This is a genomic window from Rhodococcus sp. P3_B8, from assembly GCF_056402775.1.
Window position 1 is genome coordinate 1 of record NZ_JBFUGT010000212.1, and the last position, 11173, is coordinate 11173.

General features: G+C 66.3%; 11 protein-coding genes and 2 pseudogenes. 6 read left to right on the forward strand and 7 right to left on the reverse strand.

Annotated features, from left to right (window positions below; all coding sequences use genetic code 11):
* Both AC1D1G_RS33745 and AC1D1G_RS33750 read right to left on the reverse strand, forming a co-directional pair.
* Positions 1 to 493: pseudogene (locus AC1D1G_RS33745) on the reverse strand (3-oxoacyl-ACP synthase); the annotation flags it as partial.
* Positions 477 to 1580: a 3-oxoacyl-ACP synthase III family protein gene (locus AC1D1G_RS33750; RefSeq protein ID WP_477955469.1), complete on the reverse strand. Its 1104-nt coding sequence runs from the start codon at positions 1578 to 1580 to the stop codon at positions 477 to 479. The gene AC1D1G_RS33750 and the pseudogene AC1D1G_RS33745, both read right to left, overlap by 17 nt.
* Positions 1581 to 1747: 167 nt before the next feature.
* On the opposite strand from AC1D1G_RS33750, the gene AC1D1G_RS33755 reads away from it, so the two are divergent.
* From AC1D1G_RS33755 to AC1D1G_RS33765, 3 genes are all read left to right on the forward strand, one after another.
* A complete protein-coding gene (locus tag AC1D1G_RS33755) occupies positions 1748 to 2005 on the forward strand; it encodes a hypothetical protein (RefSeq protein WP_317567277.1) in 258 nt (85 codons plus the stop codon).
* Positions 2006 to 2111: 106 nt separating this feature from the next.
* Positions 2112 to 2900, forward strand: coding sequence for a universal stress protein (locus AC1D1G_RS33760; RefSeq protein WP_477955470.1), 789 nt, complete (start codon positions 2112 to 2114; stop codon positions 2898 to 2900).
* A 44-nt stretch (positions 2901 to 2944) separates the two neighbouring features.
* Positions 2945 to 3952, forward strand: a complete 1008-nt coding sequence (locus tag AC1D1G_RS33765) for a potassium channel family protein (protein WP_477955477.1) — start codon at positions 2945 to 2947, stop codon at positions 3950 to 3952.
* A gap of 15 nt (positions 3953 to 3967) precedes the next feature.
* Here the strand turns inward: AC1D1G_RS33765 and AC1D1G_RS33770 are convergent, their stop codons facing one another.
* The 3 genes from AC1D1G_RS33770 to AC1D1G_RS33780 all read right to left on the reverse strand — a co-directional run bounded on the left by AC1D1G_RS33770 (position 3968) and on the right by AC1D1G_RS33780 (position 6302).
* A complete protein-coding gene (locus AC1D1G_RS33770; protein ID WP_317567274.1) occupies positions 3968 to 4210 on the reverse strand; it encodes a PLDc N-terminal domain-containing protein in 243 nt (80 codons plus the stop codon).
* 74 nt (positions 4211 to 4284) lie between these two features.
* Positions 4285 to 4827 carry a flavodoxin domain-containing protein gene (locus tag AC1D1G_RS33775; protein ID WP_317567273.1) on the reverse strand — a complete coding sequence of 181 codons (543 nt, stop codon included), beginning with the start codon at positions 4825 to 4827 and terminating at the stop codon, positions 4285 to 4287.
* The gene (locus tag AC1D1G_RS33780; RefSeq protein WP_317567272.1) at positions 4824 to 6302 is read right to left on the reverse strand and encodes a DUF4389 domain-containing protein; all 1479 of its coding nucleotides are present in this window, start codon (positions 6300 to 6302) and stop codon (positions 4824 to 4826) included. Before AC1D1G_RS33780 ends, AC1D1G_RS33775 begins: the two co-directional genes overlap by 4 nt.
* Positions 6303 to 6489: 187 nt before the next feature.
* Here AC1D1G_RS33780 and AC1D1G_RS33785 point away from each other — a divergent pair.
* Together AC1D1G_RS33785 and AC1D1G_RS33790 are read left to right on the forward strand one after the other, a co-directional pair.
* Positions 6490 to 7263: pseudogene (locus AC1D1G_RS33785) on the forward strand (ABC transporter ATP-binding protein); the annotation flags it as partial.
* Positions 7264 to 8291: 1028 nt separating this feature from the next.
* Positions 8292 to 8696, forward strand: a complete 405-nt coding sequence (locus AC1D1G_RS33790; RefSeq protein ID WP_477955472.1) for a hypothetical protein — start codon at positions 8292 to 8294, stop codon at positions 8694 to 8696.
* Positions 8697 to 8735: 39 nt separating this feature from the next.
* Here the strand turns inward: AC1D1G_RS33790 and AC1D1G_RS33795 are convergent, their stop codons facing one another.
* The gene (locus AC1D1G_RS33795; RefSeq protein ID WP_477955473.1) at positions 8736 to 9275 is read right to left on the reverse strand and encodes a TetR/AcrR family transcriptional regulator; all 540 of its coding nucleotides are present in this window, start codon (positions 9273 to 9275) and stop codon (positions 8736 to 8738) included.
* 52 nt (positions 9276 to 9327) lie between these two features.
* Here AC1D1G_RS33795 and AC1D1G_RS33800 point away from each other — a divergent pair, with 52 nt between their 5' ends.
* Positions 9328 to 10293: an alpha/beta fold hydrolase gene (locus AC1D1G_RS33800; protein ID WP_477955475.1), complete on the forward strand. Its 966-nt coding sequence runs from the start codon at positions 9328 to 9330 to the stop codon at positions 10291 to 10293.
* Here the strand turns inward: AC1D1G_RS33800 and AC1D1G_RS33805 are convergent.
* Positions 10269 to 11015: a response regulator transcription factor gene (locus tag AC1D1G_RS33805; RefSeq protein WP_280783195.1), complete on the reverse strand. Its 747-nt coding sequence runs from the start codon at positions 11013 to 11015 to the stop codon at positions 10269 to 10271. The two genes, AC1D1G_RS33800 and AC1D1G_RS33805, sit on opposite strands and share 25 nt — an antisense overlap.
* Positions 11016 to 11173: the final 158 nt, after the last annotated feature.

Sequence of the window (11173 nt, forward strand, 5' to 3'; positions counted from 1 at the left end):
CACCGGCATCGGAGCAATTCACCCAATGGACGGGCCCCAGGCCGAATTCGTCGTCGGTCCAGCGGCAGAGGATGGCTCCACCCGTCGGCGCAAACGGAAAGTGCTCGCTCATCCCACGTCCGGGATCGGCATCACTGGCAACCACCAGCGCCCAGTCGATCGTGTGCGACCGCAGGAATCCGTCGACGATCTGCAGACCGTTGAGAGCCCCACAGGATCCGTTTGCGACATCGAAGGAAAAGGTCCCGTGCGTGTCGTCGTGGGGGTCCTCCGGGTGGGCACCGATATCTTCCTGGATGAGCGCCGCGAGGGCGGGCTCTCCCAGATTCCGGTCGCGGTACAACCCGACGTTGACGAGCAGGTCCAGGTCATCGGCATTCCGACCGGCCCGTTCGAGGCAGGTCTGGGCGGCCGACACCGCGAGATGCAATGCACTGTGGCGGGTACGCCAGCCGCCTCGTGTGACGTCGAGCCGATCAATGACTGTGCCCATAGCGTGCCACCAATTCCTCGTCCAGGGTCAACAGAACGACGCCGATCTCCAAACCCGATGCGAGGGCGATCAACGCCACGGTCTCACCCGCTTGGATGYGGCCTGCTTCGAGTTCCTCGACGAGCGCGACGGTGTGGGTCGTCGAGGCCGTATTTCCGTAGCGGTCGACGGTGATGACCGCGTCGTGCCGTGGAGAATCGCCCAGCGTGGCGGTCACCTCGGCCATCCCTTTGCGGATCGCCCGCGCCGAGGTTTGGTGTGTGATCACGTGATCGATGTCGTGGAGGGAGATCCCGGCGGCGTCGAGCACCTCGTGCAACAACAGCGGGGTGTCCGCGATCGCTGCCCGCTGGATCCCCCGCGAGTTGGTAAACATCCGGGCGCCGGGGTCGCCGCCCTTCGGGTACGCGAGACAGAGCCGACTGTAGTCGGCGACGGTGGTGAATCCGGCCAAACCGATCCCGGCCGATCCGGCAGGGGCACGTTCGAGGAGCAGCGCGGCCCCGGCGTCCCCGAGCGTGAGGCACGCAAGCTCCTTGCTCATGATGTTCCGGATGTGCTGGGCAGCATTCTGTCCGAGCTGCGAAATGTACTCACCACTGACGACAAGTGCCCGTTCGACGAGTCCCTGACGGATCCAGTTGTTCATCACCGTCACACCGGTCAACATGCCGGCGCACGCGTTCGAGAGATCGAAGGTCATCGCCCCCGGCGCGCCGATCGCCTGGGCGACCGCACTACTCATCGTCGGTTCCAGCCATTGGGTGAGACCGCCGTGAAACTTGGTGATGCTGCAACTGACCACCACATCGATCGACCCGGCGTCCCGGTTCGACCGTTCCAGGCAATCCAGTGCCGCCGAGATCGCCAGTGTGTAGGAGTCCTCGTCCCCCACCGACACCCGGCGCTCGCGGATCCCGGTGAGCCGCTCGAGGTCGATGTGAGTCGAGTGCCGGGTGGTCGACATCAGGTCCGTGGTCGTGAGATGTGTCGTGGGTAGATGCCGTCCGGCCCCCGCGAGACGAGTAGCGAACGGCATTCGCAGGTCGTCGTTCTCGGTCTCCATGACCAGCCAACGCTTGACCATTCTCTTCACCTCCGTGCTCACTCCACGATCGCGCACCGGCGATCTCGTCACCAGGGCATTTGGACCCTTCCGGGGGATCGYTCGAGGAATGCGACGAGGTGAGGCCCTAGGACCCTTGTCCCGTGATGGTGGCACGCCGACGCTGGTGGACGAGGAGAGGAGCCGTCATGCAGGCACAATATCTCGACGCCGGAGATCTGCGATGGCCATGGGTCGCGGCCGCCGCCTTCGTGGGCTTCGCGGCGTTGTCGGTGACGTCTCCCCTCACCGTCCTCGGGGGCGCAGCAGCGGTCGTCTTCATCGGACTCGGCGTCTTCCGTAATCCGCATCATCGGGTCGTCGGCGCCGCGATCGTGTCGGTCGGTGTCGGACTGATGGTCCCGGGTTTGCCCGCCCTGCTTCTCCACGGTGTGAACTCGCTGTGAGCGGCCGCTCCGCGATTTGGAGACTGTGTGCCCTGTCGAGACGGTCACGCGGCGGTGGCACATTCTCTACGTGGCCGGCACGACCGAACAGAGACGAGGAATCGACATGCAGACTGATTCACCGATAGTCGTGGGTGTGGACGGATCGGCGCAATCGCTCGACGCCGTGCGCTGGGCCGCCGATGCGGCCGTCCACCATCGAGTCCCGCTACTTCTGGTGTCCTCCCTCCTGACGGCGCCCGGTACGTTCGGCGACGCCGTCAACCTCTCCGCAGGTGTGTTCAGCGGCGTGGAATATGCGGGCACTCAGCGTCTCGCCACGGCCGCCGAACTCGCCCGGCGGAGCGTGCCCGGCAACCACCTCACCCTCCGGACGTCGCTGCGTCACGGCTCGGCCGTGCGGGCCCTACTCGACGCCGCCGAGTCGGCTCGCATGCTGGTCGTCGGTTCGCGTGGCCTCGGAGAGTTCACCGGCGGACTGGTCGGATCGGTCAGCTCCGCAGCAGCCAGTCATGCAGCGTGCCCGGTGGCGGTGATCCGCGGAATGCCAGAAATGGACGCGCCGCCATTGGACGGCCCGGTGGTGGTCGGTGTCGCCATTGCACCAGCCGATCTCAGCGACAACGAACTTCCTTGGTCGGCAATCGAAACCGCCGAACGGGCGGTCCTGTCGGAGAGCCTCGCCGGATGGAAGGACAAGTATCCGGACGTGTCCGTCCGCAAAGTTGTCGTCCGAGATCGACCGGTTCACCACTTGCTTCAGCAATCGCAGGGAGCGCAGTTGGTGGTGACCGGCAGCCATGGGCGGGGTGGTTTCACCTCGTTGCTGCTCGGTTCGACGAGTCGGGCGCTCCTCCACGCGCTCACCTGCCCGCTGCTGATCGTGCGCCGGTGACGAGACGAGACGCCTCCACCGCCGTCCCGGCCGGGCGGACCGTGATGAGTCCCCTCCTGAGGATCGGCCGCGCACTGGGGGCGTTCGGGTTCGTCGTCGTTGCAGGCACGCTCGGGTATGTCGTCCTGGGCTTCGGTATTCTGGATGCGCTGTACCAAACCGTGACGACGATCAGCACGGTCGGGTTTCGTGAGGTCCACCCACTCGGTGCGGTGGGCCAGATCTTCACGATCCTGCTCATACTGGCAGGTGTCGGTACGGCGCTATACACCTTCGGGGTAATCCTCGAAGCACTCATCGAAGGACATCTACGTCAGCACATGGAGCGTCGGCGAATGGACAGACACATCAGCAGGACGACCGGGCACACGATCATCTGTGGTTTCGGCCGGGTCGGACGGGCCGGAGTGCAGTACCTGGCCACGCTCGGGATGCCGGTCGTCGTCGTCGACCGAGATCCGGAGCGCCTCGCCGACCTCGACGTCCCGACAATAGTCGGGGATGTCACCGACGACCAGGTTCTCGAAGCGGCGGGAATCGGCCGTGCCCACGCCCTGATCACGGCGCTCGACACCGACGCGGACAATGTCTACGTCACCCTCTCGAGCCGTGCGTTGCGGCCGGATCTGATCATCATTGCCCGCGCCCGCAACGATGGTTCGACGTCCAAGTTGATTCGGGCGGGAGCAAACCGCGTCGTCAACCCTCAACTCATCGGGGGGCGCCGGATGGGTGCCTTCGCACTCCAGCCACATGTCGCCGAGTTCTTGGACGTCGTGATGCACGACGAGACACTGGACTACCGGATCGAGGAGGTCGAGGTCTCGGCTGGTTCGCCGCTGGCCGGGCGGACGCTGGCGGAAGCGGCCCTCGCGGCGGCCACCGGCTCGCTGTTGATGGCGTTGCGGTCGCCGACGGGACAGTTCGTCGCCAATCCCCCGCCGGAGCGACGTCTGGACCCGGGCACGATTCTCATTGCACTCGGAACTGCGCCGCAGCTCGACGCGCTTCGGCGCGAGGTCAAGCAGAGGGAGGGAATCGAGTCGTCCTGAACGATTCTCGCGCCCTCACCGTGCCTCGTCCGGGGTACGGCGAGCCCACCGGAAATACGCGATCGGCCCGACGAAATTCACCGCGATCACGGCAGCCCAAATAGTTCGGCTCCCCCTGATCTCGCGGGGATCACGCTTCGCCAGATCTGCCCAGGCCGCCACGGCCAGCCCCACTTGCACCGCCGCCGCCACGACCAGCGCGGCGCGCTGCGGCGTTGTCAGACTCGACCACGTCACACGCCTCTTCCATGGACTCATCGATGCTCCTCCGATCTCACCTCCACCGGCACGGCACCGCGAGAGCAATGCCTCGGCGGCGCCGACCACTGGATCTAGGTCCGTCTTTCCGTGTCCCGGGTCGATTCGGCGGCAATGGTGCCTGCCCACGCGCACACGTCCGCCCAGTCCCGGGCGTCGCCGTAGTGCCCACCCATGAGCCTGAAGACAACTCGCCCGAATCCCGGCCAATCACCCGGGGCGATCGCCCCGGCRAAGAAACGGTGATCGCGCACATCGGCCGCATCCCGCAGCAACCGCACCGCTCGCGGCTCCGGTGTCACGCGACGCAGAAAACGCGCCAGCCGCTTGGACAGGGTCGTGCTGGTGACGCCCACCGACGACACCGAGAACGCCCACACTCGCTTCCCCTCGAATTGCGACCGCAGGCGCTCGACCGCGTCGGAGGCCTCGGCGAGCCACTGCCCGTCATGGATCGCGCTACCGAGAACGATCACGTCGTAGGAGTGCACGTGTGACACGTCCGCGGCCGCCCGCACATCGACTTCCTGCCCGAAACCTTCGATACACGACCCGAGTCTCTCGGCTATCCCGCGGGTCGAGCCCTTCGCTGTCGCGTACGCCACCAGTACTTTCATGGGCGGGGCCTTTCCGGAGAGGTGTCGGCACCGGAATCGTCTCCGCGCGAGTGTGGCCCGGGCTCATCTGGCTCGAATGGTCCCTGGTCGAGGCGGAACGGTGGGTACTCGTCCCGCATCAGGGTCGCGTAGGCCGCGACGCGAAACGCCCAGCGGTTGATGCCCATCACGAAGTCGAAAAGACCGTGTGGGTACCGTCCGGTGAAGAGAAGCGCAATTGCCGAGAAGGTCACCACGAGACCGAGCAGAGAACCGACGAGCCACGTCTGCCCGTAGTGCGCACCGTCGGTGGCGAACGCTCCGGCACGCCAGCTTCCGAACCACCCTCCCGCGAGTAGCGACAGAATCAGGTAGTGCGGGATCGCCAACAGCCACCACTTCACGAGCACCAGTCCGCGGGACAGCCGCACGGGATAATCGACGTCGAAGTCCGCCGGATAGTCGGTACGTTTCAGGGTGAAGGGTGGGTAGCGGTCCGTCGCCAGGGCCGAGTAGGTATAGAACTGCACGCGCCACCACCACCGGAGAACGCCGACGCCGAAGTCGAAGAGGGCCCGCGGATACCGCGCCGTGAACAGGATCACGAATCCGGACACCAGGGTGGTGACGACGAACGCGACCCCGAGGAAGAAGAGCACGAAGTAGTGCGGGATCGCCAGTAACCACTTCACCAGCCACAGCCATCGCGACAGTGGTTCGTCGAGTTCGCCCACGAGACGGCTGGGATAGGCGGTCCATGGAACCTGGGGGTGGGTGTCGTCGGCTGCGTCCCGTCCGACGGGATGCGGTTGCGGCGGACCGTGTCGACCCAGACCGATCGCTCCTGCCACGATCAACGGGATTCCGATGATCAGAAAGACGACTGCGCCGATCAGGACACTCAGAGCGAGCGGTCCGAGGAAGGCGAGGCGTGCCCCGGCCTGAATGTCGGCCGACACCCCGGGGGCGGCGTCGGCATTCATCACGACAGCCGTCCAGGCACCCTGCTGCAGCTCCCAGCGCACTTCTTGTGTGCCAGGACCCGATGAAAAGGTCGACCAGAACGACTGCGCCCCTGGTGCTTCCGCGGTCCGGGTTCCGGGAATCTGCCGATAGGTCGGTCGGAACGGATCGAAGTGCACGTCTGTCACCTCGGTGCGAGCAACGTCGGTGAAGTACTTGTCGACCTCGTCACGAGGGCCGATCCCGATGAAGATCTCCTGGCTGGGATCGGTCGCGGTGGCTCGCAGCAGTACCCGGCCGAGGTCCTCGGTGCTGAACCCTTCCGGCAAGTCGGCGCCCTCGAACAGATCGACCTTCTCCGATACCAGGGCACTTTCACTCGTCTCGAAGTGCTCACGCGGCGAGGTGAAGTGCCCACCGTCGCGTTGCATGAAGTAGGCCCACCCCAGAAACACCGCGGCAGTGAGCAGCGCGAACCCGGTCAGGGCGCTCAGACAGCCCAAGACGAGAACAGCCACTCTGCCGGTTCGCACAGGAAATTCCTCCCGGTCCGTGTCCCCGAAGTCTCAGTGTGGGTCCTGGCTCCATCGGCGCGTCAGGGTCATTGGTCACCACCTCGCCCGATGGTCGCGCGTGTTTGCGGCAACGAAAGAACGCGGACGAAAGGCCCTAGTACACCGGCCGGTGGATCAGCGACAGTTGAGCAGGACAGGAGCTGACATGCACCACGTCATAGAAGTGCACAGTCTTCACAAACACTTCGGTCACGTTCACGCACTGGACGGGTTGGATCTCACCGTCGACACCGGCGAGATCCACGGCTTCCTCGGGCCGAACGGTTCCGGAAAATCCACCACCATCCGTGTACTGCTCGGGATCCTGCGCGCCACGTCGGGTCAGGCCCGGATGCTCGGTCGCGATCCGTGGTCTGATGCAGTCGCGCTGCACCGTGAAGTGGCCTACGTGCCCGGCGATGTCACACTGTGGCCATCCTTGTCCGGTGGCGAAACGATCGACCTGCTGGCACGACTGCGCGGCGGACTCGACGAACAACGCCGCGGAGAACTCATCGATCGGTTCGATCTGGATCCGCGCAAGAAGGCGCGGAGCTGCTCCAAAGGTAACCGGCAGAAGGTAGCCCTGGTGTCGGCCCTCTCGTCACACGCCAGGGTTCTGCTCCTCGACGAACCCACCTCCGGTCTGGACCCATTGATGGAGCAAGTATTCCGCGAGTGCGCCCGCGAAGCGGTCGACCGCGGCGCCACCATCCTGTTGTCGAGCCACATCCTTTCCGAGGTCGAGGCGCTCTGCCATCGGGTGACGATCATCCGTGAAGGCAAGACAGTCGACAGCGGCGCCGTCGATTCGATGCGTCACCTCAGCCGCACGTCGATCACCGCCGAACTGCTCGGCGACGCGGTCGACCTGCACCACATCCCCGGCGTCGCGGATATCGTGATCAACGGCAGCATGCTGCACTGTCAGGTCGACAGCGGAGTTTGCGGCGGCGACCGCCGCCAGTCCCGCCCAGATCGCCATGTACGGACCCATATTCAACCCCAGTCCCGGGGCGGTGGCGATCTGGAAAGCCGGTGCGCTGTACACCGTGATCGCCGTCGCGGTGATCTTGACCGTGATCCGGCACACCCGGGCCGAGGAGGAATCCGGTCGCGCCGAGCTGATCGATTCGACCGCGGTCGGCCGGTACGCCGGACTGACCGCCGCGATCGTCGTGGCCGCGGGTGCGTCGATTGTGACGGGAACCGCATTCGGCGTCGTGTTGCGCATGTTCGACCTGCCGCTGGCCGGCTCGATCGGCTACGGAGCCGCCCTGGCCGCAAGCGGTCTCGTGTTCACCGGCGGAGCCGGCGTCGCCGCGCAGTTGACCACCTCCGCCCGCACGGCCCGCGGGTTCGCGTTGGGCGCACTCGGAGTGTTCTTTGCACTCCGCGCCGTCGGTGATGCCGGTTCCGGGGCATTGTCGTGGTGGTCGCCGCAGGGCTGGTCGTTGCAGCTGCGCCCGTTCGCCGAGGAGCGCTGGTGGACACTTCTCCTGCATGTGGCAGGGACCGCGGCATCGACCGTCGCCGCCTACGTGCTGCTCCGCCGCCGCGATATCGGTGGCGGTCTCATCGCCGAACGCCCCGGCGACGAGACCGCCGGGCCTGCTCTCGCGGGGCCCGTCGGTCTGGCGTGGCGGATGCACCGCGGGACACTGCTCGCGTGGACCGTCGCCCTGCTCCTGTACGGACTGTTGTTCGGCAGCGCCGCTCACGGGCTCGGCATCCAACTCGGCGACAGCCGGACGATCAACGACGTCCTCGCCCGCCTCGGCGGAAATGCAACCGTGGCAGACGTCTTCGTCGCCTTCGCGCTCACCATGCTGGGCATCGCCGCGTCGGCCTACGCGATCTCCGCCGCACTCCGGCTCCACTACGAGGAAGCCGCGCAACGCGGCGAGCCGGTGATCGCGCAACGCGGTCGGCCGCGTCCGGTGGGCACTGAGCCACCTGCTGTTCGCGGTGCTCGGCCCGGCCGTCGCGATCACCGTCGCCGGTGTTTCCGTCGGGGTGACGTACGGCGCGGCCGTCGGCGACATCGCGGGCAAGTTCCCCGCGACGGTGGCCGGCGCGCTGGTTCAGCTTCCCGCGATCTGGATATCGGCCGGAGTAACCGTGGCACTGTTCGGACTGCTGCCCCGCCTCGCGCCTGCCGCATGGGCCGTCTATGTGACGTTCATCCTGATCTTCATGGTCGGCGCTCTCTCCGGCCTCCCGGCCTGGGTCCTCGACCTGGAAACATTCAGTCATCTTCCGAAACTGCCTGGAGAAGCATTCGACCCGGCACCGATCGTGTGGGAGTTGGTTTTCGCGGTCGCACTGATCACAGTGGGATTGATCGGTTTCCGCCGGCGCGACCGGAGGTGACCGATCCGGGTATCGAATCTCGCCGGCGAACACGGGCCGTCAGCTCAGCGCGGCCCGGACCACCAGCTCGAACGTCGGCCGCGGATCCGTCGTGTCGTGTCGGGCGATGCGATGCAGGATCAGGCCTTCTGCGCAGGCCATGACTGCGGTGGCGGCGGTCTGCGGATCCCGTGCTCCCAGCCGGTGGAATGCCGAGACGGCCGACGCCTCCATGGCCGCGCGCCCCCGTGCCAGCGCCTCCCGGAGAGCGGGGTCGTGGCTGGCTTCGAGGAACAGGACCAGCCGTGCGGCGGTGACGGTTCGGTTGGCGACGGTCGTGTAGTCGATCAGACCGCAGAGCGCGTCGACGAGGTCGTCTGCGGATGTCGGTGCCAGTACACCGACTTCGGCCATCTCGCGTTCCACGATCGCGTCGACGGTGCCGGAGAGCAGCGCCGCCCGGGTGCGGAAGTAATTGGACGTCGTCCCCTTCGGGAGGCCGGCGCGTTCGTCGACCCGGGCGTGGGTGAGTGATCGCAGTCCCTCGGTTCCGACCAGGTCGATCGCTGCGTCGAGCGCTGTCGTTCTCGTTGGCGTCACACGCAACTATAAACATAGTGACTTGACACTATGATCGTAGTAGCGTGATGTCATGAGACACGAGGCCAGCGGACACGACAGAGTTTCCGGACCGAACGGCGAGCCGGACAACACCTTTCCCGCACTGGACGGTGTTCGGCACCGCTACCTCCGACTCCCCGGCCTGCGCATGCACGTCGCCGAGGCCGGTCACGGCGAACCCGTGGTGCTACTCCACGGCTTCCCCCAGAACTGGTGGGAGTGGCGCGGGGTCCTCCCCGGGCTGGCCGCGCATTACCGGGTGATCTGCCCGGATCTGCGCGGCGCCGGCTGGACGGACGCCCCGCCCACCGGATACACCCGCGAGCAGTTGCTCGCCGACGTCGTCGCGCTGCTGGACGCGCTCGAACTCGACCGGGTCTGCCTGATCGCGCACGACTGGGGCGCTCTGCTCGGATACGAGCTGTGCCTGTGCGCGCCGCACCGTGTGCGGAAATACGTGAGTCTCGGTGTCCCCCACCCGTTCGTTCGGTTCGATCCACGGCTGCTGCTGACGATCGCACGACACGGCTGGTTCGAACCCGTGATCGCCGCACCGTTCCTCGGTCCACGCCTGCTCGGACGGGGGCGTCAACGACTGACCTACCACCTGCTGCGGGGTTTCACCACGAACCGGAACACCTTTTCGGAGAACGACATCGAGATGTTCGCCGCCCAGCTGCGCGAACCTGCCCGCGCCGACGCGGCGTCCGCTCTCTACCGATGCTTCATCATGCGTGAGGCCGCACGGATCATGTCCGGCGCGTACCGGAACCGCCGGCTCGGCACCCCCACCCGGGTGCTCATCGGCGCCGAAGACCCCATCGTGCGCCCGGAGTTCCTCGGCGGATTCGAGAAGCACACCGATGACTTCGGTGTCGAGGTCGTCGAGGGCGTCTCACACTTCCTCGTCGACGAGCGGCCGGAGGTAGTGCTCGCACGCGCGCTCGCATTCTTCGCGCCGCCGGGTCGGGGTCACGAGGCGGCGACGGGCACCTGACGGACCGGATCGATGCTCCCTGGACGCTCGACCTCGCCGAGGGCGAATCCCACGCCGCGCACGGTGTGGACGACGTACGGCGATCCCACGGCCACCAGTTTCCGTCGCAGGGAGCAGACGTAGGCATTGAGGACGTTCGTCTTCGATTCGACCGTCACACCCCACACCATGAGCATGAGGTCGCGGCGGGTGACGACCCGGTCGACATTCTGCGCGAGCACGGTGAAGAGGACGAATTCCGTCCTGGTCAGCGTGGTGCGGAGCCCGTCGTGGTCGGGTTCGTGAGGTTCCTCGCACAGGCAGACGTCCTGCGCGCCGTCGGGCACCTGCGCGGGCACCTCAGGCTTCACCCGGCGGAGGATCGCGCGGAGCCGTGCGACGAGCTCGTCCGCCCCGACAGGCATCTCCATCACATCGTCGGCGCCGGCCTCGAGGAGGTCGCTGCGCCGGTTGCCGGAACGGAACGTGCCGATCACCACAACGGCGAGCGCGAATCGCATCGCCTTCAACGCACGCACCGTGGTGTCGGCGTCGAGATGTGGTGATCGTGCGTCGACGATCACCACATCGGGGGGTTCGATCCGCGACCGCACCGGCTCCGCATATGTCCTCGTGACGAAGAACCCCGCGTCCCGGAGGCGCTCGACGAGGGATCTCTCGACATCCGCGTCGATCAGCAGGACGCGCGGACGGGCGATGGCCGAACTCGACACAGCGTTCATGCGGGTTCCTCCTGTTTTCGAGCCTCGCGTCGGGGTTCCTGCTAGATCAACCCGGGACTGAGATCAAGTTCCCACGCCGCAGTTGATGACGATATCGGGCGAATCTCCCCTATCGTTACCGAGAGACCGCTGCATCAGACGATCGGGAGGTCGTTGTA

What these genes read in the sequence shown, in the direction of transcription:
- AC1D1G_RS33805 (WP_280783195.1), bottom strand. Translation starts at nt 11,015, where the DNA reads ATGAACGCTGTGTCGAGTTCGGCCATCGCCCGTCCGCGCGTCCTGCTG.
- AC1D1G_RS33760 (WP_477955470.1), top strand. Translation starts at nt 2,112, where the DNA reads ATGCAGACTGATTCACCGATAGTCGTGGGTGTGGACGGATCGGCGCAA.
- AC1D1G_RS33755 (WP_317567277.1), top strand. Translation starts at nt 1,748, where the DNA reads ATGCAGGCACAATATCTCGACGCCGGAGATCTGCGATGGCCATGGGTC.
- AC1D1G_RS33800 (WP_477955475.1), top strand. Translation starts at nt 9,328, where the DNA reads ATGAGACACGAGGCCAGCGGACACGACAGAGTTTCCGGACCGAACGGC.
- AC1D1G_RS33770 (WP_317567274.1), bottom strand. Translation starts at nt 4,210, where the DNA reads ATGAGTCCATGGAAGAGGCGTGTGACGTGGTCGAGTCTGACAACGCCG.
- AC1D1G_RS33765 (WP_477955477.1), top strand. Translation starts at nt 2,945, where the DNA reads ATGAGTCCCCTCCTGAGGATCGGCCGCGCACTGGGGGCGTTCGGGTTC.